Below are 19,990 nucleotides of genomic sequence, written 5' to 3'. Positions count from 1 at the left end.
GCCCGGACCAGTGCGCTCAGTGCCGAGCGCGCTGGTCCGACCAGGCCCGCCACAGCGTGGAGTACGGGCCGTCCCGCTCGATCAGGTCGCTGTGGGTGCCCGCCTCGACGATTCGGCCGGCCTCCATCACCACGACCCGGTCCGCGGCCACCGCCTGGGTGAGTCGGTGCGCCACGATCAGCGCGGTACGCCCCGCCAGCGCGGCGTCGGCCACCCGTTCGAGCAGGCGCGCTCCGGCGCTCCCGGCCTCCGCGGTGGCCTCGTCCAGGATCGCCACCGGCGGATCGGCCAGGATGAGCCGGGCGAACGCCAACTGCTGGGCCTGCGCCGCGGTGAGGACGTGCCCGCCCGCACCGACCTCGGTGTGCAGGCCGTCGGGCAGTTGCCGCACCCACCCCAGCGCCTGCACCCGGTCCAGCGCGGCGCTCACCTCGTCGTCCGTGGCGTCCGGACGGGCCAGTCGCAGGTCGTCGACGAGGGGTCCGGCGAAGACGTGCACCTCCTGGGTGATCAGTGCGACCTCGCCGGCCGGGACCGCGACGTTCCCGCGGGTCGGCTGGTGCACGCCGGCGATCACCTTGGCCAGAGTTGTCTTACCGGCGCCGCTGCCGCCGACCAGGGCGACCCGCTCGCCGCGGGCGATCGTCAGATCGACGGCGTGCAGCACCGGCCGGTCCGGGCGGTAGGCGAAGTCCAGCCCACCTACCACCACCGCGTCCGGGCCGTCGCCGGCGCTGGCCCGCTGCCGTACGGGCGGGGTCAGGTCGGCGACCCCGACCAGCCGATCCAGCCCCGAGGCGGCGGCCTGGGCATCGTCGACCAGGGCGAGAGCGACGTTGATCGGGCCGAACAGGCCGTGGAAGTACAGCGCCGCCGCGGTCGCCGTGCCGATGCTCACCGAATCCCCGCGGACGAGGAAGAAGCCGGTGCCGAGGACGGCGGCGAGCCCGAGGAACTCGGCGACGTGCAGCCGGGCGTAGAACCGGGTCTGCAACGCGACGCCCCGCAGCAGCAGGTCCACCGCCTGCTGGGACCTCGTGGCGACCCGCTCCCGGTGCTCGTCGGCGATCCGGAACGCGCGGATGGTCGACGCGCCGTCGATCGTCGCGAGCAGGTGGTGCTGTTGCGTGGCGACGGCGACCCGCTGCCGGGCGTAGAGCGGGACGGCGCGGCGGGCGTACCAGCGCACGGTGTGCGCCTGCACGGGCACCGCGATCAGCGCCGCAACGAGGAAACGCCAGTCGAGCACGGCCATCCCGGCCAGGGTGAGCACGATGGTCAGCAGGGCGCGGGTGAACTCGGGGACCGCGCTGCGGGCCGCCTCGGCGATCACGGCGACGTCGTTGGTCACCCGGGAGGTGAGGTCACCGGTCCCGGCTCGCTCGACCTGTTCCAGCGGAAGGTGCAGCGCCGAGGAGACGAACCGTTCCCGTAGTCGGGCCAGCACACCCTCGCCGACCTGCGCGAGCAGGGCGACACCGAACCCGGCCAACACCGCCTCGACGACCGCGGCGGCCACCAGCCCCGCGCCGGCGAGGACCACGTCACCGGTGCTGCCGCCGCCGGTGGCCAGGTCGACGATGCGCCCGAGCAGCGGCGGGCCTACCAGCCCGGCCGCGGTGCCGGCGACCAGCAGGGCGAGTGCCCCGGCCAGCCGGGACCGGTGCGGGCGCACAAGCGTCCGCAACTGCGCCAGGGTGCGACGTCCGGTCGCGATCGGCAGCAACGTCGTCGAGTCGGTGGTCATGCGAGCACGGTCTCCCGGTAGGTGTCGTCCTCGGCGACCAGGTCGCCGTGCGCGCCGTCGGTGCGGACGGTGCCGTCGTGTACGACGATCACCCGGTCGGTCACCGCGAGCAGCGCCGGGCTGGCGGTGATCAGGATCGTGGTACGTCCGTCCCGCATCGCGCGCAGTCGCCCGGCGATGCGGGACTCGGTCGCCGCGTCGACAGCTGTGGTCGGGTCGTGCACGACCAGCACCGGCGGTTCGCCGGCCAGTGCCCGGGCGAGCGCGATGCGCTGCCGCTGGCCGCCGGAGAGCGAACGGGCCCGATCGTCCAGCACCGTGTCCAGTCCATCCGGGAGGCCGCGGGCCACCTCGTCGGCGTCTGCCGCGGTCACCGCTGCGTCGACGCGTGCCGGGAGGGCCCGTCCGGCGAGCGAGACGGCCGCTCGGACGGTGTCGTCGAACAGGTCGGTTTGATGTTCGACGGCCAGCACCACGGCCCGCAGGTCGTTCGGTGCGAGGTCGGCGAGCGGTATGCCATCCAGCTCGATCACCCCGGCGACCGGATCACGCACCCGCCCGAGCAGCCGCACGAACTCGGCCGCCTCGGCCGGGTCGGTGGCCACGATTCCGACAAGCTCGCCGGGGGCGATCTCCAGGTCGATTCCGCGCAGGGGCGGGCTGTCCACCCCGCGCAGCGCGAGCCCACCCCGGGCCGGCGTGACCGGGTTCGCCGTGCCGTCGGGCACCGCGACGGGGGTGTCCAGGACGGCGGCGACGCGGCGGGCGGACGCGCGGCCCTGAGCGAGGTCGGCGCCCACCCAGCCGAACGTGGACATCGGACCGACCAGGAACTGCGCCAGGCCGAGCGAGGAGATGAGCTGACCGACGGTGATCTGGCCGTGGAGTGCGAGGACCCCGCCGATGACCGCGATGACCGCCAGGAACGCCCCGCTGAGCGTGAGCACCAGTCCCTGGTACGCGGCCTCGGCGCGCGCTGCTCGTACGGTCGCGGCGAGCGCGCTGCGACTGCGCTGCGCGTACCTCTCAACCGCCGCCGTCTCGGCCCGCAGGCCCTTGACCACGCGAAGGCCGATCACGAGGTCGGCGGCGATGCCGGAGGCGTGCGCGCTGTGCTCCTGCTCCGTTTCGCTGCGCTCCTCCAGCGGTTTGCCGAACAGGCGGGTGAGCAGCAGCAGCGGCGGGGTGCCCAGGAGCACCACAAGCCCGAGTGGAAGGGAGATGGACAGCAGCAGGACCGCCGCGAGGATCAGGCCGACGACGGCGGCCACGCCGGAGACGACAGCGATGGCGACGGCCCCGACCCGGGCCGCGTCGCTCGTCGCGATCGACACCAGGGCGCCGGGTAGCCGGTCGGCCTCCGCGCCGCCGCGCTCGTGCAACACCCGCCCGGTCACCCGTAGCCGCAGGTCGTGCGCCGCCTGTTCGGCGGCACGTTCACCGGTACGCTCGCCGTAGCGGTAGCTGTAGCTCAGGCCGACGTAGACGGCGGCCAGCACACCCAGCCAGAGGGCCAGGCTGCCGACGCCGCCGTCCACGGCCCGGTCGATGATCACACCGATCAGGAACGGCACGGCGGCCTCGCCGGCCTGGTGGCCGGTGATCAGAAGCGTGCTCAGCGAGATGAGCCGCCGCTGCCTGCCGAGCGTGTCGGTGAGCAGTCTGCGTCCGCCGGTCACGCGGGAACCCGGTCGACAGGCGCCGCGACGACGCCGGCGCGGGCCAGTCGACGCCGCTGCCGCCCGGCCGGGACCACCATCGGTGTGTCCGTCTCCGGGTCGGTCATCACCCGGCAGGGCATCCCGAAGACCGTCTCCACCAGCTCGGCCGTCATCACCTCGGCGGGCGGACCCTGAGCGAGGACCCGGCCCTCCCGCATCACGATCAGCTCGGTGGCGTACCGGCAGGCATGGTTGAGGTCGTGCAGGACGGCGACGACAGTCCGGCCCTGCTCGTGCAGGTCGGCGCAGAGGTCCAGGACCTCGAACTGGTGCGACAGGTCGAGGAACGTGGTCGGTTCGTCGAGCAGCAGGATCGGCGTCTGCTGGGCCAGCGCCATCGCCAGCCAGACCCGCTGACGCTGGCCACCGGAGAGTTCGTCGACGAACCGGTCGGCCAGCTCGGTCACCTCGGTCTGGCGCATCGCGTCGGCGACCGCCGCCTCGTCCTCCGGCGACCACTGCCGCAGCACACGCTGGTGGGCGAAGCGGCCCCGGGCGACCAGCTCCTCGACCACGATCCCGCCGGGTGCGACCGACGACTGCGGCAGCATGCCGAGCTGTCGGGCCACCTGCTTGGACGGCTGCGACGCGATGGTCTGGCCGTCGAGGTAGACGGCGCCGGACTGCGGCTTCAGCACCCGGGCCAGTGACCGCAGCAACGTCGACTTGCCGCAGGCGTTGGGCCCGACGATGACGGTGAACGAACCGTCGGTGATCTGGACGTCGAGGTCCCGGACGACCACCCTCTTGTCGTACGCCAGGGTCAGCGCGTCGGCCCGCAGCCGCGACTCGGTCATCACTGTGCTCCTTGTCCGCGGTTACGTCGCTCGTGGAAGAGCAACCAGGTCAGGTAGATGCCGCCCAGGGCGGCGGTGACGAGACCGACCGGGACGTCATCGTCCGGCAGGATGCGCTGCGCCACCCAGTCACTGGCCGTCAACAGGGCGGCGCCCATCAACGCGGCCGGCAGGATCCCGGCGTTCGGCGACCGGGTCAGCCGGGCGGCCAACGGTGGCGCGGCGAGAGCGACGAACGCGATCGGCCCGGCCGCGGCGGTGGCACCGGCCGCGAGTCCGACGCCGGCCAGCGCGAGCACCACCCTGCTGCGTTCGACGGGTACGCCGTGCAGCATCGCGGGCTCGTCGCCCAGGGCCAACATGTCGAGGTGCCGGCCGTGGTAGAGCGCGACCGGCAGCAGCACCGCGACGGCGACGGCGACGAGCGTCACCTCGGTCCAGCCGGGGCCGTTGACGCTGCCGATCAACCAGACCTGGGCGGCGATCGCCTCGTCGAGTCGGCTGCGGTAGATCAGGTACGAGTTGAACGAGTCGAGGAGCGCGGACACTCCGACGCCCATCAGCACCAGCCGGAACGGCTGCACCCCACGGCGGAACGCGAGCAGGTAGATGGCGACCGAGGTGGCCAGGCAGCCGACGATCGCACCGGCCGCGACCTGGAAGCCCCCGCCGTTGAACAGCAGCAGGACGATCAGCGCGCCGGTTGCCGCGCCCACCGTCAGGCCGACGAAGTCGGGGCTGCCCAGTGGGTTGCGGGTCAACCCCTGGAAGATCGTCCCGCTCGCGCCCAGCGCCGTACCGACCAGCAGCGTGATCAGCACGCGGGGCAGCCGCAGCTCGTGCACGATGAAGTCGGTGCCCGGGTCGCCCTGGCCGACGAGGCTGCGGAGCACGTCGGGCACGGGGATCGGGAAGTCGCCGCTGGAGAGGTTGACCACCGCGACGCCCAGCGCCGTGAGCAGCAGCGCGGCGCCGGCGATCAGCGACCGCAGGTGCACCCGCAGCGAGAGCCGACCACCGCGGCTGCGGATCACCAGCCGGGTGGTCCGTCCGGACGGACGTAGCTGGAGAACCGGCCCGCTCACAGGGTGCTCAACCGGCGTCGGCGGCACAGCGCGATGAACAGTGGTGCGCCCAGGAACGCGGTGACCACCCCGACCGGCAACTCGGCCGGGGCCACCAGGACCCGCCCGAGCACGTCCGAGACGAGCAGCAGGGTGGGTCCGAGGACCAGCGAGTAGGCCAGGATCCAGCGGTGGTCCGAGCCGGTGAACATCCGGGCCGCGTAGGGGACGGCCAGGCCGACGAACCAGATCGGCCCGCAGGCGGCGGTGGCCGCGCCGCACAACAGCGTGATCGTGATCATGCCCAGCACCCGGATCCGCCCCGGGTGTGCGCCGACCGAGGTCGCCGTGTCGTCGCCCATGCTCAGCGCGTTGAGTTGGCGGCCCAGTAGCAGCGCGAGCAGGACACCGACCACCAGAAAGGGCGCCAACTGCGTGATCGTGCTGGACTCCCGGTCGGCGAGCGATCCGACGTCCCAGTGCCGGTACCTGTCGAACGCCTCCCGATGGGTCACCAGGATCGCCCAGATTCCGGCGCCGAGCACCGAGGTGAGGGACACCCCGGCAAGCACCTGCCGTTCCGGGGTGGGCGCCCGGCCGGCGCCGCCGAGTGCGAAGACGGCCGCCGAGGTGAGCCCGGCGCCGGCGATGGCGAACCAGACGTACCCGTTCGCACTTGTCACTCCGAGCAGCGCGATGGCGAGCACCACGCCGGTGGACGCGCCCAGGCTGACCCCGAGCAACCCGGGTTCGGCCAGCGGGTTGCGGGTGAGCGCCTGCATCACCGTGCCGGCCAGACCCAACGCCGCGCCCACGCCGAACCCGAGGATCGTGCGGGGCACCCGTAGCTGGTGCACGATCTCCGAGGCGGCGGAGCCGTCGTCGTGCCAGAGCACCTGCCAGACCGTGCCGAGGCCGAGCGAGCGGCTGCCGACCGCGATGCTCAGCGCCACCGCGGCGGCGAGGGCGACGATGCCGACGACGAGGCCGGTCCAGCGGCGACCGGTGCGCGACAACGACTCGCGCGGCACCTTCTGGGGTGAAACGGTCCCGGGCTCCGGGCGGGTGCCGGTGCCTGGGGTCAACACGTGCTCCATCCGTCCACCCGTTCGCATTACTCAATTAGGTGAGGCTAACCTACACTCCCGTTCGAGGTCACCACCCTGGGGCCTCGTTGGCAGAAAGGAACAGCCGTGCGGCTTCCCTCAATCCGCCGGGGCGCGACTGTCGCTTCGACCGCGCTCCTGCTTCTCCTCGCGGCCTGCGGTGGTGGGTCGGAGCCGTCGGCCCCGTCATCCAGTGCCGCCACCTCCAACGCCTTCCCGGTCTCGATCGAGCACAAGTTCGGCACCGCCACCATCCCGGCCGAGCCCAAGCGGATCGCCGTGGTCGGCCTGGTCGAGCAGGACGCTCTGCTGTCGCTGGGCGTCGTGCCGGTGGCAACCACCGAGTGGTTCGGCGAGAAGCCGGGCGCCATCTGGCCCTGGGCCGAGGCCGCGCTGGGCGGCGGGGCCAAGCCGCAGGTGCTCACCAACACCGATGGCATCCAGTTCGAGAAGGTGGCCGCCCTGCGGCCCGACCTCATCCTCGGCGTCTACTCGGGGCTGACGAGCGAGGACTACTCGAAGCTGGCGAAGATCGCACCGACGGTGGCACAGCCGAAGGACTCCGTCGACTATGGGGTGTCCTGGCAGGATGTGACCCGTACGGTCGGCACCGCCGTCGGCCGCAAGTCTCAGGCGGACAAGGTCGTCACGGATGTCGAGGCCAAGTTCGCGGCGGTACGCACGGCGAACCCGACCTTCGCCGGCGCGACCGGCCTGATGGCCACCACCTACGAGGGCTACTACGTGTACGGCCCGCAGGACTCGCGCGGCCGGTTCCTCACCGACCTGGGCTTCACGTTGCCGGCCGGACTGGCCGAGGTGACCGGCAAGGAGTTCGGCGCGAACCTGAGCCGGGAGCGCACCGACATGCTCGACACCGGTGTGCTGATCTGGCTGGTCGACAGCTACGACACCGACAAGGCGAAGGTCCAGGCCGACCCGCTCTACAGCAAGCTCAAGGTCAAGACCGAGGGTCGCGACATCTACCTGGAGAACGAGGAACTGGTCGGCGCCGCGACCTCGTTCATCACCCCGCTGAGCCTGCCGTTCCTGCTGGAGAAGCTCGTCCCGCAGCTGACCGCGGCGATGGACGGCAACCCGGCCACGGCGGTGCAGAGGTCCGCTTCCTGACGATCCGCGCGGGGAACTGGACCTGACAGGACAGTTCCCCGCCCGGGGGCCGGCAGTGGGCCCTCAGGCAGACCGTGGCGCGGCGTCGCCGCCGCGGAGGTGGTCCAACTCGGCGAGGTACATCGCCTGCATGCGGTCAAAGTGCCGGACCAGCAGCATGACCTCCTCGACGCGGTAGCCCTCGATGAGCCGCCCCGCCCGCTCGGCGAACCGCTCGTACGGTCGCCTCAACTCGGCGACCCGCTCCGGCCGCAGGGTGACGATCACCCGCCGCCGGTCCGCCGGATCGCGCTCGGCCGTCACGTAGCCCGCCTGCTGGAGCCGGCGGAGCATGCTGGTCACCGCCCCGGTGGTGAGGTTGGTCCGCTCGGCGACCTGCCCCGCGGTGGCGGAGCCGACGTCCGCCAGGTAGTCCAGGCACTCCAGGTCGCTCACGGTGAGGCCCAGCCGCTCCGCGATGGCGTACCGGAACACCACTGACAGCCGCGACGTCTCCCGCCCGGCGCGCATGAGGTCGGCGATCGCGGACGCACGGGCCGGCTCGTCGGACATGCCCGCAATCATGCCTCCGGCACGGTCACCCGGTGCAGTCGAGGTAACACGCGGGTCAGCACCCAGTGCGGTGCGGCCGCACTCCCGGTGAGGCGGCGCATCAGCCCGGCGGCGGTGTCGACGGCGCGGAAGGCGTAGGGCACCATCTCGTCCTGGTAGCCGGCGATCGCCTCCTCCACCGACGTGCCGCCGGCCCGGGCCTCGACCAGCCGGTGGCCGAGCACTGCGGCGTCGCGGAGCGCGGTGTTGCCGCCGTGAGCGCCGAACGGCGGCATGACGTGTACGGCGTCGCCCATCATCGTGGCCCGGGGTACCGCCCACCGGCGCGGGCGCCGGCCGGTGGCGAAGAGGTTGAGCACCGTGGCGTCCAACTCGGCCGTGCCGACCAGCCGCCGGATGACCGGGTGGAAGTCCATGCTCATCCCGGATGCCAGTCTCCACAGCGCCAGCAGGTCGCCCCGGACGCCGATGGGCACCTCCTCCTGCCGGAGCAGCAGTCCCCACATGACGTAGTCGTCGCCGGTGGGCGCGTAGCTGCCCGGGGCCAGGCGCGTGAACGCCTCCCGCGGGCTCTCGCCGAACCGCATGGAGGTGAAGAAGAAGGCGCGGCCCGGCCGGTCGGCGATGGCCAGGACCCCGCTGGTACGCAGCGCGTCCGGGATGACACTCTCGCCGTTCCGCAGGAGGGGCGACCGACCGTAGATGCCCGCCATCGGGGTGTTCGCCGGGTCGGCGTCCGGCATGAGCTGCGCGCGCAGCGCCGAGCCGACGCCGTCCGCGCCCACGACGACGCTTGCCGCGGCGGCCCCGCCGTCGGAGAACAGCAGCCGCGGCCGTGCCGGGTCGCCGCTGTCCACCGCGACGGCGTCCTTGCCGTAGTGGACGCGCCCGTCCAGCCCGGACTGCAGGATCGACCGCAGGGTCAGCCGGTCGACCTGACGGGTCGCGTGTGGCTCGTCCTTGAAGGTGATGGTGAATGCGTCCCGCAGCCGGCTGTCGGTGAAGCGCAGGTGCCCGCCGGGCTCGTCGCCGGTGGCCAGCGCCAGGTTGTACAGCGAGCGGGGCAGGCTCTCGCGCAGCGCCTCCAGCCCGTACCGGTCGAGAATGATCCGGTAGCCCTGCCGCCGGACGAAGGGGCCCGGATCCCGCTCGTAGACGTGCACGTCGATGCCGGCGCGCATCAGGTACTGGGCGAGGCAGAGGCCGGAGAGGCCGGCACCCGCGATTGCCACGGAGAAGTCAGTCGATACGCCCATGCGATTATCTTAATGACTAAGATGATTTCGGCAACCCCGACCGACCCTCGGCAGCCGTCGAGCAGCCGCGCGGGAAATTTTCTCTTTCAGGACGGTTTCAGCATCCAAGACGACGCAGCCGAGCGTCGTTGGCCGAACGATGCGGGTGTATATGCTCCCGCCATGGATCGTCCCGTGAACGTGGGCATGCTCGGTTGCGGCAACGTCGGAGCGGCTTTTGCCGAATTCCTCTTGGACCGGGCCCCCGATATCCAGGAGATCAGCGGTATCGATCTGACACTCAAGCGCATCGCCGTACGGGACGCGGGGAAGAAGCGCTCGGGCCTGCTGGCCCCGCTCATCACCGACGACGTGCGGGCGATCACCGACGCCGACGACATCGACGTGGTGGTCGAGGTGATGAGCGGCATCGAGCCCGCCCACGCGTACGTGCTCGCCGCGCTCCGCGCCGGCAAGTCGGTCGTCACCGCCAACAAGGAACTGATCGCCAAACACGGCCCGGAGCTGTACGAGGCGGCCGACGCCAGCGGCGTCGACCTCTTCTTCGAGACTGCCGCCGTCGCGTCCGTGCCGATCCTGCGCGTGCTCCGGGAATCGTTCCTCGGCGAGGACATCACCAGCGTCCTCGGCATCGTCAACGGCACGTCCAACTACATGCTGACGCGCATGTCCGAAGAGGGGCTCGGCTACTCCGAGGCCCTGCGCCAAGCACAGGAGGAGGGCTACGCCGAGCCCGACCCCACCAACGACGTGACGGGCGCGGACTCCGCGTCCAAGCTGGCCATCCTCGCCTCGCTCGCCTTCAAACGCGCGATCGCCGTCGACGACGTCGAGCGCGAGGGGATCGACAAGCTCGAACGCGACGACTTCGACATCGCGGCGCGTTTCGGCTACGTGATCAAGTCGATCGCCAAGGCCGAGGTCTTCGGGGCGGCCGGCTCCGGCGAGCGCGAGATCGGGGTCCAGGTCTTCCCGGCCCTGGTGGACAAGAGCCACCCCCTCGCCAACGTCCGCCACACGTACAACGCGGTGTTCCTCAAGGGTTGCGCGGCCGGCGACCAGATGTTCTACGGTCACGGAGCGGGGCGGCTGCCCTCCGCGTCCGCCCTGCTCGGCGACCTGGTCACCGCCGCGGACCACCTGCGACGCGGCACCCACCGCAGGGTGCCGCTCGGCAGCTCCGCAGTGCTGCGACCCACCGAACGGCTGGCGCACCCCCACTACCTCAAGTTGGAGGTCACCGACGCGCCGGGCGTCCTGTCCGAGGTGTCGGGTGTGTTGGGCCGCCACCAGGTGTCCATCCGCTCCATCACCCAGGAGGACCGCGCCTCGAAGGCGCGCGTCGTTTTCATCACGCACCGTGCCGAGGAAGGCGCCATGAGGCAGGCCGTGGCGGAACTGCGCAGCCTCGACAGCGTCCTCGGCGTCGGCGGCATGCTCCGCATCGTGGAGGCGTGAGCGGAGCCCCGCTCGGGAAGCGGGGCACAGCGACCAGTCGTCAGGACCGGGGATTGCCCGGCGAGTTGATCCGACGGACGCTGCTGACGTTCGAGTTACGTGGCGGAGCGGAACATCACTCGCGTGGCGAGTTTTCGGTAGAGGTTGGGCGTTTGCCGGTGGGGTCCGGGCCTGCGGTGTTCGTACGGTCGGCACATGAGCGATGCAAGTGGGCGGCGGATCCTTGTCTCTGGCGCGAGTGTGGCGGGGCTGACGGTGGCGTACTGGCTGAACCGTCTGGGTTTCCAGGTGACAGTGGTCGAGGTCTCGGCGGGGTTGCGCCCGGGTGGGCAGGCGTTGGACGTGCGAGGCCCGGCGCTCCGGGTCGCGGAAGGCATGGGCATTCTGGATGAGATCCGCGAGCGGAGCACGAGGCTGCGTGGGATGTCAGTGGTCGACAGGACCGGAGAGGAGATCTTCCAGACCACGGAACGCACGCTGACGGGTGGCCGGTTCGACGCTCCCGACGTCGAGATCCTGCGGGATGATCTTGTTGGCGTGCTACACGCGGCGGCCGGCGAGCACGTTCGATACGTCTTCGGTGACCGAATCACCGCCCTGCGCCAGGATGAGCTTGGCGTCGAGGTGACCTTCGAGAGCGCCGCTCCGGCCCGGTTCGATTTCGTGGTCGGCGCAGACGGCATGCACTCCGGGGTGCGTCGGCTGGCCTTTGGCCCAGAACAGCAGTTCTTGCGTTACCTGGGTGGTTACGTGGCGGTGATGACCATCCCGAACTTCACCGGCCTGGACCGCTGGCAGACGTTCCACATCGACGAGAACGTCGGCGCCGGAATCATCGGGTTGGGCAGGGACGAGGAGGCGAGAGCCTACCTCGGGTTTCAGAGCGACGAACCGATCGAGTACGACTTTCGAGATGCCTCATCGCAAAAGCAGCTGTTGACTGATCGGGTGAAGGGAATGGGCTGGGTGGTGCCGCAGATCGTGGAGCTCATGCGGGACGCCTCGAGCTTCCACTTCGACTCTCGCAGTCAGGTCGTCATGGAGCGCTGGACCCATGGTCGGGTAACGCTGGTCGGCGACGCCGGATATGCGGTCTCGCTGACCACCGGCCAGGGCACGTCAATCGCGATGACCTGCGCGTATGTCCTGGCTGGTGAACTCGCCTCGGCGGCGAACGATCTCGCCGCGGGCGCGATCCGCTACGAGCAGGAGGTGCGCGACTACGTGCTGCGGAGCCAGGCAGCCGCACGGAAGCTCAACGACGAGGAGACCGAGGAAGGGCCGGGCGGGTTCACGGACTTCGGGGAACTGGTCGAGGACCTGGCGTTGAAGGATTACCTGGCGGTGACGGGTTGATCGGCCGACTGAGGCTGCGGCGCCTGGTAGCGGCCGGGGGTCTGCCCGACGATGGCGGAGAACGCGTCGACGAAACTACTCGGGTTGGACCAGCCGCACAGCGTGGCGGTCTGCGTCACGGAACGGCCCTGCCACAGGAAGACCAGCGCGTGCTGGATACGAAGCTGGGTACGCCACTGGTGGAAGCTCATGCCGAGTTCCGCGCGGAACAACCGGCTGAGTGTGCGGGCGCTGGCCCCGGCCTCGCGGCCGAGCTCCGTCAGGGTGCGCGCGTCGGCCAGGTCCGACCGGAGCAGCTCGGTGACCGTGCGGAGCCGGCCGTCGCGCGGTTCCGGAAGGTAGAGCGACTGCTCCGGAGCATCCGTCAGCTCGTCGACCACGACTCCCAGCAGGCGGTCCCGTGCCTGCGGGCGCATCGTGCGCTCGGCGACCAGAGCGAGCATCGCCTCCCGCAACAAACCCGAGACGCCAAGCACCGCAGGATGATCCGGCAGACTGGTGCACAGCTCGCTCGGGATCATCAGCGCCACAACCTCGGTACGTGCCGGCGCCCGATGGGCATGATCGAAGCCGGCCGGCGTCCACGCCACCCCGTTCGCCGCAGCCACCCATGTCCCACGTCCCGTAGTCACCGCGAGCACCCCTGCGGTGGGATAGACGAGTTGGCCCTGACTGTGCCGGTGCATGATCTGCGCCTCGCCGTCGTACCAACCCCGCCCCACGACCGGGTCAAGCTCGACCTGGCGACTTTCCGGCATGCGCTCACCATATCCCCCCAGTTCGCACACCCTGCCGCCCAACAACAGAGCTTGAAGTGAGGAACAATGACCGGACTCGCCGAACGCCTGGCCGACGTCGCCAGTGGCGCGATGCTGGACAGCGCCCACGTCACCGGCCTCAGCCACCTCTCCCCCGAGTTCATTCGGATGACGCTGTCGGCCGAGGCATTCCGCAAGGCGACCTGGGTGCCCGGGGCGAAACTCCAGCTCCGGCCGCGGCGCGGCTCGATGAGCCTGCGCACCTACACACCGACGATGTGGGACGCCACCGACGGTGTGACGGAGCTGGTCGTGTACACGCACGGAAACGGTCCGGCGGCGCAGTGGTTCGAGCGGGCGACGGAAGGCCAGACCAGTGAGGTCTTCGGGCCGCGGCGCTCGATCGACCTGCGCAAGGCCGCCGGTCCCGTGCTCTTCGTCGGGGACGAGACCAGCGTGGCGCTCGCCCGCGCACTGCTCACCATTCCCGCCGAGACGTCGTATGTCTTCGAGGCACGCGATCCCATTGCGCTCACGGACGTACTCGCCCAACTGGGGATCAGCGAACGAGTGGCGGTCGTCGCGAAGGACGCCGACCGGGTCGAGCTTCTCCAGCACGGCCGCGCAGCGGCCATCCAGGCGCCGTACACCCTCATCGTCACCGGCGACGCGGCGACTGTGCATGCCGTGCGGCGCGACAGTCGTGGGTGGAAGCGGAAACCCCGGCAGGTCATGGGCAAGGCATATTGGGCCGAGGGCCGCACCGGCCTCGACTGACCGCATGACTTCTTCGCGGACCCGCTCAGATCGTTCGACGGCGTACCCGATAGCGCAGGTGAAGCACCCGATTGCCCTGAATCACCACGTCCGGATCCTCCAACAGGTGCTGCGCGTGGACGGATCCGAAGTACCGCTTGCCGGACCCGAACACGACGGGTACGACGTCCATGCGCACCTCGTCGACCAGGCCCGCGGCAAGCACCTGGCCACCGACGTCGCCGGCGGCGACCTCGACGACGCGGTCACCCGCGAGCTCCTGCGCCTTGGCCATGGCTGCCTGGACGCCGTCGACGAAGTGAAACGGCGCCTCGGGGTCCCAGCCCTCGGGCTTCGGCCGGTGCGTCACGACGACCACGTGGTCGACCCCGCCCGGGGGTTTCCCGTCCCAGCCGTCCGTCATGTCGAAGACGTGGCGGCCGGCGATCGTGACTCCGATCTGGTCCCAGTACGGCCGGGTGTAGTCGTAGGAGGACTGCGACACCTTCAACGCGCCGCTCTCGTCCAACGGGACGTCACCGCCGAGCAACCAGTCGAACAGTGGTCCGGGCTGGTCGTTCTCGTCCGCGACGAAGCCGTCCACCGACACCGAGCCGTACATGACCACCTTGCCCACTGGCGCTCCTCTGCTTGGGGGATGCCCTCAGATTAGAGTCCCGTGGGCTGTCGCTCTTGTACGAAATCAATCGGCCGGCAGCGGCCAACTGTCCAGCACGTGGCCGGGATGTTCGCGCAGGAACCGCCGCCGGACCTCGACATATCGGGTCGGTGTGAGCCCGGTGAACGCCCGGAACTCGTGGCCGAAGTGCGCCTGGTCGAAATAGCCTGCCCCAGCGGCGAGGTCGCTCCAGTCGATCGGTCCGGCGGGGTCGATCGAGAGCACTGTGGCGGCGAAGCGGTAGGTGCGGGCCAGCCGCTTGGGCGTGACGCCGACGAGCTCCTTGAACCGCTGCGCCAGGTGAGTGCTGCTGACACCGGCTGCCGCCGTCACGTCGCCGATCGCCACCACCCCCCTGGTCGCCACGATGACGCTGCTCGTATGCCGGACCAGTCCCAGACTGGGGGTCTCGCACAGCCGTCGCATCAACTCCTCCTCGAGCAGCGTCAGCATTTCGGACGGCCCGGCCGCCGTGGCCAGCCGATCCCGCAGCTCAGCGGTGGCGGGCCGGCCCCAGATGTGCTCTAACGTCACCGGCCGGTCACGTAGTTCGGCCGCCGGCATCGGCAGGAACGGCGCCAGCCCCCACGGCTTGAAGTGCACGCCGACGGACCGGGTTCGGAGTGGATAGCCGAACTCCCATGCGCGGGTGGGCATGGTGACCACGCAGCCGTCGGCGTACTCGGCCGCCTCGATGTCGGCGCCGGCGCGGATGCGGAACGGCGCCCCGAGGTTGACGATGAGCAACGCCGACGGCGGCGGCAGCGTCAGCCGGGAGTACGGCGGCGCACCCTCCAGGTAGTAAAGGTCGTCGATCAGCCCGTCCAGCGGCGGCCGCGGCACTCTGGACACGTACTCCACGCCCACAGTATCGCCGACGCCACACCATCGGGCGGGGGCTGACGCACTGACACGTCTGATTAGTCTGGTGATGCCCGGCCGGCTAGCCACGAGAGGCTTGCATGACTTCTGCACCCCGTACGGTAGTTGCGCGTGTTCCCGGTTCTAAGTCGGTCATGGCCAGAGCGTTGGTCATCGCGGCTCTGGCCGAGGGGACGACCCGCCTGGTGGCCCCTCTGGTCGCGGCCGACACCGTTGCTTTCGCGGAGGGTCTGCGCAGCCTCGGGTTCCCGGTGATCCGCGAGCCCGACGTGTGGAGCGTGACAGGTGATCCGGCCGGCCCGCCCGCCACGGAGGCGACGGTGTGGTGCCACGATTCGGGCACTGCGGCGAGGTTCGTGCCGGCCCTGGCAGCGTTGGGTTCGGGGCGATATGTGATCGATGCCAGCGCGCAGATGCGGGCCCGCCCAATGGGGTCATTGTTGACGGCGATGCGGGGCCTCGATGTTCGGGTCGACGCTGCGGTCGGGGGCGGCCTGCCGTGGGTCGTGCACGGCTCACGCGTCGCCGGCGGAGCCGTCGAGGTGGATGCGGGCGCCTCCAGTCAGTACCTCTCGGCACTGTGCCTGTCGGCACCGGCGATGCGACACGGCCTCACGGTGCGGGCACCCAACCCCGTCTCGGCGCCGTACGTCCATCTCACGTTGACGATGATGCGGCAGTTCGGGGTCGAGTCCAGTTGGCAGGATTCCACGATCACTGTCCCGCCGGGCACCTACCAGGCTCAGGAGTATCAGATCGAGCCGGATGCGTCGACGGCGTCGTACTTCTTCGCCGCTGCCGCCGTCACGGGAAACACGGTGACGGTGCCGGGTCTCGGCCGACTGTCGAGCCAGGGCGATCTCCGGTTCGCCACGGAGGTTCTACCGACGATGGGTTGCCGGGTGGAGGTCGGTGACAACAGCGTCACCGTCACCGGCCCGACCCGACTGCGTTCACCAGGCACGGTCGCCATGCGCGACATCAGCGACACCATGATGACCCTGGCGGCCATCGCGCCGTTCGCCGATGCGCCGACCCGGATCACCGATGTGGCGAACTGCCGGCTGAAGGAGTCGGATCGCATCGACGCGATCACCACCGCGCTCACCGCCTGCGGCGTGTCCACCCGCTCAGGTCCTGACTGGCTCGAAGTCGACCCGGGAATCCCGACTGGAGCGCTGGTGCGGACCCGCTCAGATCACCGCATCGCGATGAGCATGAGCGTGACGGGCCTTCGGACGCCGGCAATCGAGTTTGACGAACCGTCCTGCGTCGACAAGACCTTCCCGCAGTTTCACGAGGAGTTCGCCGCCCTGGCACGTGGCTGGGGCCTGCCACTCGACGAGAAACGAAACAGTGTCTGAGTCTGAAGCGGCGATCCCGATCGCGCCAGGTGTGGTCCTGGCCCGTTGTCCCAAACCCCAGAGCCACACCGGCATGGTGACGATGGTGGCAATCGACGCGGGAGCAGGGGGCGTGCTCCTCGTGGACAGCGGGATGTCCGACTACATGCCGGCGGCACTGAGCCCGGCGCTCACCCTGCTCGGCAGAGGCGTCCGGGACGTGACCGCGGTGTGCAGCACACACGGCCATCGTGACCACACGGGCGGCATCCCGGCGATCCGCGAGGTCAGTGGTGCGCGTTCCTACTTCTCCCCGCACGACATCGACCTCGCCGGTTTCGCACCCGACGTGCCGGTGTCCGGGGGTGACCGAATCAGCCGGGGGGACGTCACCCTCGACGTGGTCGAGACGCCGGGGCACACTGCCGGCAGCGTCTGTTTCTACGAACCGATCCGACGACTGCTGATCGTCGGCGACAGCGTGCAGGGTACGGGATCCGCCCGGAAACTCCCGGTCTACTACGGCTCCGGTCGCCAGTACCGGGCCAGCATCCGCAGTCTTCTGGAGCTGCCGGTAGACCTGATGGTGGTCGGCCATCCGCTGGAATGGCAGGGGGGCCACACCAGCGTGTTTCGGGGTGCCGACTGTCAGGGAATCCTCACCGCGAGCCTGCGAGCCTCGGAGGTGATCGCGGCGGCGACCGAGGCGGTGCTACGGGCGTCGCTCACCACCGACCTCGCAGCGAGTCGTTCGGCGATTTTGGGCCGACTGGCGGCCGCACCGACCTTCGCGCAGTTCGACCCCGGTGAGCCTGTCGAGGAGGACACTGACGCGACGCTCCTCAGCGAACTGGGTGACTTGACCGGCTCCGAGAAGCCCTGACTCGACCAGGGTTGGCGGCCGTCACCAGGCCGGCGCCGAACTCCTGGCCCTGATCGCAGGCGGCGATCGGAACGCGTTCGAGGCGTTCTACCGCCGGCACCCGCCGTGGCTGCGCCTGTGCCACCGCTGCCGACGATGACCTCATCGACGACGTGGTGCAGGAGACGTTCCTCGCCGTGTGGACCGGCGGTGCGGCCTCGTTCCGGCCTCGCGACGCTGACGCTGCTGTGTTAGAGATCTGCCGCCTGGACGATCAGGGCTAGTTGGACCCGATTGTTGGATGCGGTCTTGCTGAGGATGGCACTGATGTAACCCTTGACGGTCGCGACAGTGAGGGTGAGGGCCGCCGCGATTTCGGCGTTTGACTTGCCGTCGGCGACGGCCGTGGCGACCTGGATCTCACGAGCGCTGAGATGGTGGAGGCGTTCTCGTGCCGCCAGTCGGTCGATGTCGTGGCTGGTGCTGTTGGCGACCATCGTGATGAGCCGTCGGGCGATCTCCGGCGACAGAACGCTGTCCCCTTGGCGTGCTGACCGGATGGCGCGGACGATGTCCTCCGGTGGGGCATGTTTGAGGAGGAAGCCGACGGCTCCTGCCCGGATCGCTCTGACGACCAGGTCATGGTCGTCGAACGTGGTCAGGACGATCACCGCGGGGCCGTCTCCGCGGTCGTGGAGTCGCTGCGTCGCGGTGATTCCGTCGATCTTCTTCATCCGCAGGTCCATCAGGACGACCTGGGGATGGTGTGCGTCGACGATGGCCGGCACGTCGGCGCCGTCTGTTGCTTCTGCGACCACATGGATCCCTTGGACTCCGTCGAGCATCGCCCTCAATCCCATCCGTACCAGCGCGTCGTCGTCGACCAGGGCAACGCGTGTCGTCTCTTCTAGGTCCCCCATGGGAGCCTCGCGGTGACGACGAACTGATTAGCGGCCCTTCCGGAACTGAAGGTGCCGCCCAGAAGGGACACTCGCTCGCTGAGCCCACTCAACCCTGTCCCACTGCCGGGGATGATCGACGTCGGGCCGGGCCGTCGGTCGAGGAAGGTGCTGACTGTCACGGCGATTTCCCCCGCCTCCTGGGATCGGACCACGATCCGAACAGGCGAACCGGGTGCGTGCTTGCGCGCGTTGGTGAGGCTCTCCTGGACGATGCGGTAGGCGGTCGCCGCGGCGGCGGCATTCCTCGATGCGCTGCCGCTGGCCTGGTCGACGCACTGGTCCACGTTCACCTCCGTGCCGCTCAGCCGGGATTCGTCGATAAGCGCGGGCAGGTCGTCCAGCCCGACCCGGGGCTCAAGCAGACTTCCCGCGCTGGTCGATCCGTCGCGCAGGATTCCGATCACATCCTGGAGGTCAGCCAGCGCGTCGTGGCTGGTTTGCCGGATGACAGCGGCCATGGTGCGGGTCTGCTCCGGCGACAGGTCGGAGCGGAACTCAAGCGCACCGGCGTGGACGCTCAAAAGGGACAGGCGGTGGGCGAGCGCGTCGTGCATCTCCCGGGCTATCCGGCGACGTTCCTGGTCCCGGGTGGTCGCCGCAAGGAGTTCCTGGCCGACCTCGAGATCGTGTGCATGGTCCAGGACCGCCCGAAGGTAGTTGCGCTGGGCACGGACCATCAGGCCCCAGCCCGCCACGGCCAGGTTCATCAAGCTGCCCATGATGATCTGCGTGCGGTAGCTGAAGCCCGCCGGCTCGGGATACACCAACGGAAAGCAGAACGTCGCGATCAGCTCCGCCGCGGTCAGTGCGGCGATCACGGGAGTGCGAACCCGGATCGCCGCGGTGAACAGGGCGACCAGCGAGGCACCGGCGGCAAACGCGGACACGGCTGACGCGGCGACGGCAAACGCCGCGACCGCCACGGGGAATCTCTTGCGGCCCGCCAGCGCCCCACACGCAGCCGTACCGAGCGCGAGATCGAGGACCAGGGCGACGCGACTGTGCATATCGATGGTCGGGACCAGGATGAACAGGCCGAACCCGACCGCGACAACGACGAGACCGACGTCGACCACGCCCTGGCGGCTGATCACCCCTGGACGCCTCCCCGAACCCGGGGCGGAGGCATAGATGAGCGCATGCCAACGGCGACGCGGTCGCATCGGATGTGCGGCTCCGGGAGCTGTCATGTCATCGCACCCTAACGAACTGGCAGCGTTCCTCCTCACCCTCTTTGGTCGGGCGTTCATACCCTGCTTTGGTCTGGCAAGTCCGCCCTGCCTGGGGAGGTGTCGCGTTCGGCCCCACGCGCCGAGGCTTGGGTGACCCGCCGCACAGACCGATCGGATGGACACAGGCCCGCCGGCAGGAAGGTCAATCGCAAGCGGCGTCTCGCCCTCCTCGACCAGGTCGGGCTCGCTGGCTAGGCGGACCGACGGCCCACCGAACCGTCCGGCGGTCAACACCAGCGCGTCGCGATCGCCCGGGCGCTGGCGTCCAGGCCGTCGATCGTGTTCGCCGACGAACCGACAGGTGCACACCAATCAGGACAGGGAGTCC

The 19,990-nt window shown here is 70.1% G+C and carries 18 protein-coding genes and 1 pseudogene; 7 read left to right on the top strand and 12 right to left on the bottom strand.

The features are described 5' to 3' along the window. Positions 1 to 16: 16 nt before the first annotated feature. The 5 genes from IW248_RS04645 to IW248_RS04625 are packed head-to-tail and all read right to left on the bottom strand — an operon-like array spanning position 17 to position 6,426. Positions 17 to 1,747 carry an ABC transporter ATP-binding protein gene (locus tag IW248_RS04645; protein WP_196925813.1) on the bottom strand — a complete coding sequence of 577 codons (1,731 nt, stop codon included), beginning with the start codon at positions 1,745 to 1,747 and terminating at the stop codon, positions 17 to 19. Beyond that, entirely contained in the window at positions 1,744 to 3,426 is a 1,683-nt protein-coding gene (locus IW248_RS04640) for an ABC transporter ATP-binding protein (protein WP_196925812.1), read from the bottom strand. The genes IW248_RS04645 and IW248_RS04640 overlap by 4 nt, the downstream gene beginning before the upstream one ends. Further along, positions 3,423 to 4,265 (bottom strand): ABC transporter ATP-binding protein, encoded by an 843-nt coding sequence (locus IW248_RS04635; RefSeq protein ID WP_196925811.1) that lies wholly within the window; start codon positions 4,263 to 4,265, stop codon positions 3,423 to 3,425. Before IW248_RS04635 ends, IW248_RS04640 begins: the two co-directional genes overlap by 4 nt. Further along, positions 4,265 to 5,350, bottom strand: a complete 1,086-nt coding sequence (locus IW248_RS04630) for a FecCD family ABC transporter permease (RefSeq protein WP_196925810.1) — start codon at positions 5,348 to 5,350, stop codon at positions 4,265 to 4,267. The genes IW248_RS04635 and IW248_RS04630 overlap by 1 nt, the downstream gene beginning before the upstream one ends. Next, positions 5,347 to 6,426: a FecCD family ABC transporter permease gene (locus tag IW248_RS04625; protein WP_196925809.1), complete on the bottom strand. Its 1,080-nt coding sequence runs from the start codon at positions 6,424 to 6,426 to the stop codon at positions 5,347 to 5,349. The genes IW248_RS04630 and IW248_RS04625 overlap by 4 nt, the downstream gene beginning before the upstream one ends. A gap of 96 nt (positions 6,427 to 6,522) precedes the next feature. Between IW248_RS04625 and IW248_RS04620 the strand changes: the two genes are divergently transcribed. Continuing rightward, the gene (locus IW248_RS04620; protein WP_196925808.1) at positions 6,523 to 7,566 is read left to right on the top strand and encodes an iron-siderophore ABC transporter substrate-binding protein; all 1,044 of its coding nucleotides are present in this window, start codon (positions 6,523 to 6,525) and stop codon (positions 7,564 to 7,566) included. 63 nt (positions 7,567 to 7,629) lie between these two features. Here IW248_RS04620 and IW248_RS04615 read toward each other — a convergent pair whose 3' ends face one another. After that, positions 7,630 to 8,118, bottom strand: a complete 489-nt coding sequence (locus tag IW248_RS04615) for a MarR family transcriptional regulator (protein ID WP_231396178.1) — start codon at positions 8,116 to 8,118, stop codon at positions 7,630 to 7,632. Between the two features lie 8 nt (positions 8,119 to 8,126). Beyond that, complete coding sequence (locus tag IW248_RS04610) at positions 8,127 to 9,374, bottom strand: FAD-dependent oxidoreductase (protein WP_196925806.1); 1,248 nt, start codon at positions 9,372 to 9,374, stop codon at positions 8,127 to 8,129. Between the two features lie 12 nt (positions 9,375 to 9,386). Between IW248_RS04610 and IW248_RS04605 the strand changes: the two genes are divergently transcribed. Continuing rightward, entirely contained in the window at positions 9,387 to 10,832 is a 1,446-nt protein-coding gene (locus IW248_RS04605; protein ID WP_196925805.1) for a homoserine dehydrogenase, read from the top strand. A 195-nt stretch (positions 10,833 to 11,027) separates the two neighbouring features. After that, the gene (locus IW248_RS04600; RefSeq protein WP_196930037.1) at positions 11,028 to 12,188 is read left to right on the top strand and encodes an FAD-dependent monooxygenase; all 1,161 of its coding nucleotides are present in this window, start codon (positions 11,028 to 11,030) and stop codon (positions 12,186 to 12,188) included. On the opposite strand, the gene IW248_RS04595 is transcribed toward IW248_RS04600, so the two are convergent. Continuing rightward, positions 12,167 to 12,946, bottom strand: coding sequence for a helix-turn-helix domain-containing protein (locus tag IW248_RS04595; RefSeq protein ID WP_196925804.1), 780 nt, complete (start codon positions 12,944 to 12,946; stop codon positions 12,167 to 12,169). The genes IW248_RS04600 and IW248_RS04595 overlap by 22 nt on opposite strands. A gap of 66 nt (positions 12,947 to 13,012) precedes the next feature. On the opposite strand from IW248_RS04595, the gene IW248_RS04590 reads away from it, so the two are divergent. Next, complete coding sequence (locus IW248_RS04590) at positions 13,013 to 13,723, top strand: siderophore-interacting protein (RefSeq protein ID WP_196925803.1); 711 nt, start codon at positions 13,013 to 13,015, stop codon at positions 13,721 to 13,723. Positions 13,724 to 13,748: 25 nt separating this feature from the next. Here the strand turns inward: IW248_RS04590 and IW248_RS04585 are convergent, their stop codons facing one another. Then, positions 13,749 to 14,339, bottom strand: coding sequence for a dihydrofolate reductase family protein (locus IW248_RS04585; protein WP_196925802.1), 591 nt, complete (start codon positions 14,337 to 14,339; stop codon positions 13,749 to 13,751). 66 nt (positions 14,340 to 14,405) lie between these two features. Beyond that, positions 14,406 to 15,242: a helix-turn-helix domain-containing protein gene (locus tag IW248_RS04580; RefSeq protein ID WP_307787726.1), complete on the bottom strand. Its 837-nt coding sequence runs from the start codon at positions 15,240 to 15,242 to the stop codon at positions 14,406 to 14,408. A gap of 101 nt (positions 15,243 to 15,343) precedes the next feature. On the opposite strand from IW248_RS04580, the gene aroA reads away from it, so the two are divergent. Both aroA and IW248_RS04570 read left to right on the top strand, forming a co-directional pair. Further along, entirely contained in the window at positions 15,344 to 16,627 is a 1,284-nt protein-coding gene (aroA, locus tag IW248_RS04575; protein WP_196925801.1) for a 3-phosphoshikimate 1-carboxyvinyltransferase, read from the top strand. Then, complete coding sequence (locus IW248_RS04570; RefSeq protein ID WP_196925800.1) at positions 16,620 to 17,489, top strand: MBL fold metallo-hydrolase; 870 nt, start codon at positions 16,620 to 16,622, stop codon at positions 17,487 to 17,489. The genes aroA and IW248_RS04570 overlap by 8 nt, the downstream gene beginning before the upstream one ends. Positions 17,490 to 17,719: 230 nt before the next feature. Here the strand turns inward: IW248_RS04570 and IW248_RS04565 are convergent, their stop codons facing one another. Further along, on the bottom strand, positions 17,720 to 18,388 hold the full coding sequence (locus tag IW248_RS04565; RefSeq protein WP_196925799.1) for a response regulator transcription factor: 669 nt from the start codon (positions 18,386 to 18,388) through the stop codon (positions 17,720 to 17,722). Then, the gene (locus tag IW248_RS33635) at positions 18,376 to 19,524 is read right to left on the bottom strand and encodes a sensor histidine kinase (RefSeq protein WP_196925798.1); all 1,149 of its coding nucleotides are present in this window, start codon (positions 19,522 to 19,524) and stop codon (positions 18,376 to 18,378) included. Before IW248_RS33635 ends, IW248_RS04565 begins: the two co-directional genes overlap by 13 nt. Before the next feature lie 333 nt (positions 19,525 to 19,857). On the opposite strand from IW248_RS33635, the pseudogene IW248_RS33630 reads away from it, so the two are divergent. Then, a pseudogene (locus tag IW248_RS33630) lies at positions 19,858 to 19,986 on the top strand (ATP-binding cassette domain-containing protein); the annotation flags it as partial. Positions 19,987 to 19,990 lie beyond the last annotated feature (4 nt).

The organism is Micromonospora ureilytica, from assembly GCF_015751765.1.
Classification (GTDB): Bacteria; Actinomycetota; Actinomycetes; order Mycobacteriales; family Micromonosporaceae; genus Micromonospora; species Micromonospora ureilytica.
The sequence above is the reverse complement of the archived record's forward strand: the minus strand, read 5'-3'. Positions and strand labels throughout refer to the sequence as shown.

Bases quoted from the DNA above. Each gene is read 5' to 3' on its own strand.
- IW248_RS04590 (WP_196925803.1), top strand. From the start codon at position 13,013: ATGACCGGACTCGCCGAACGCCTGGCCGACGTCGCCAGTGGCGCGATG.
- IW248_RS04615 (WP_231396178.1), bottom strand. From the start codon at position 8,118: ATGTCCGACGAGCCGGCCCGTGCGTCCGCGATCGCCGACCTCATGCGC.
- IW248_RS04605 (WP_196925805.1), top strand. From the start codon at position 9,387: ATGACTAAGATGATTTCGGCAACCCCGACCGACCCTCGGCAGCCGTCG.
- IW248_RS04595 (WP_196925804.1), bottom strand. From the start codon at position 12,946: ATGCCGGAAAGTCGCCAGGTCGAGCTTGACCCGGTCGTGGGGCGGGGT.
- aroA (WP_196925801.1), top strand. From the start codon at position 15,344: ATGACTTCTGCACCCCGTACGGTAGTTGCGCGTGTTCCCGGTTCTAAG.
- IW248_RS04600 (WP_196930037.1), top strand. From the start codon at position 11,028: ATGAGCGATGCAAGTGGGCGGCGGATCCTTGTCTCTGGCGCGAGTGTG.
- IW248_RS04625 (WP_196925809.1), bottom strand. From the start codon at position 6,426: ATGGAGCACGTGTTGACCCCAGGCACCGGCACCCGCCCGGAGCCCGGG.
- IW248_RS04635 (WP_196925811.1), bottom strand. From the start codon at position 4,265: ATGACCGAGTCGCGGCTGCGGGCCGACGCGCTGACCCTGGCGTACGAC.
- IW248_RS04565 (WP_196925799.1), bottom strand. From the start codon at position 18,388: ATGGGGGACCTAGAAGAGACGACACGCGTTGCCCTGGTCGACGACGAC.
- IW248_RS04645 (WP_196925813.1), bottom strand. From the start codon at position 1,747: ATGACCACCGACTCGACGACGTTGCTGCCGATCGCGACCGGACGTCGC.
- IW248_RS04610 (WP_196925806.1), bottom strand. From the start codon at position 9,374: ATGGGCGTATCGACTGACTTCTCCGTGGCAATCGCGGGTGCCGGCCTC.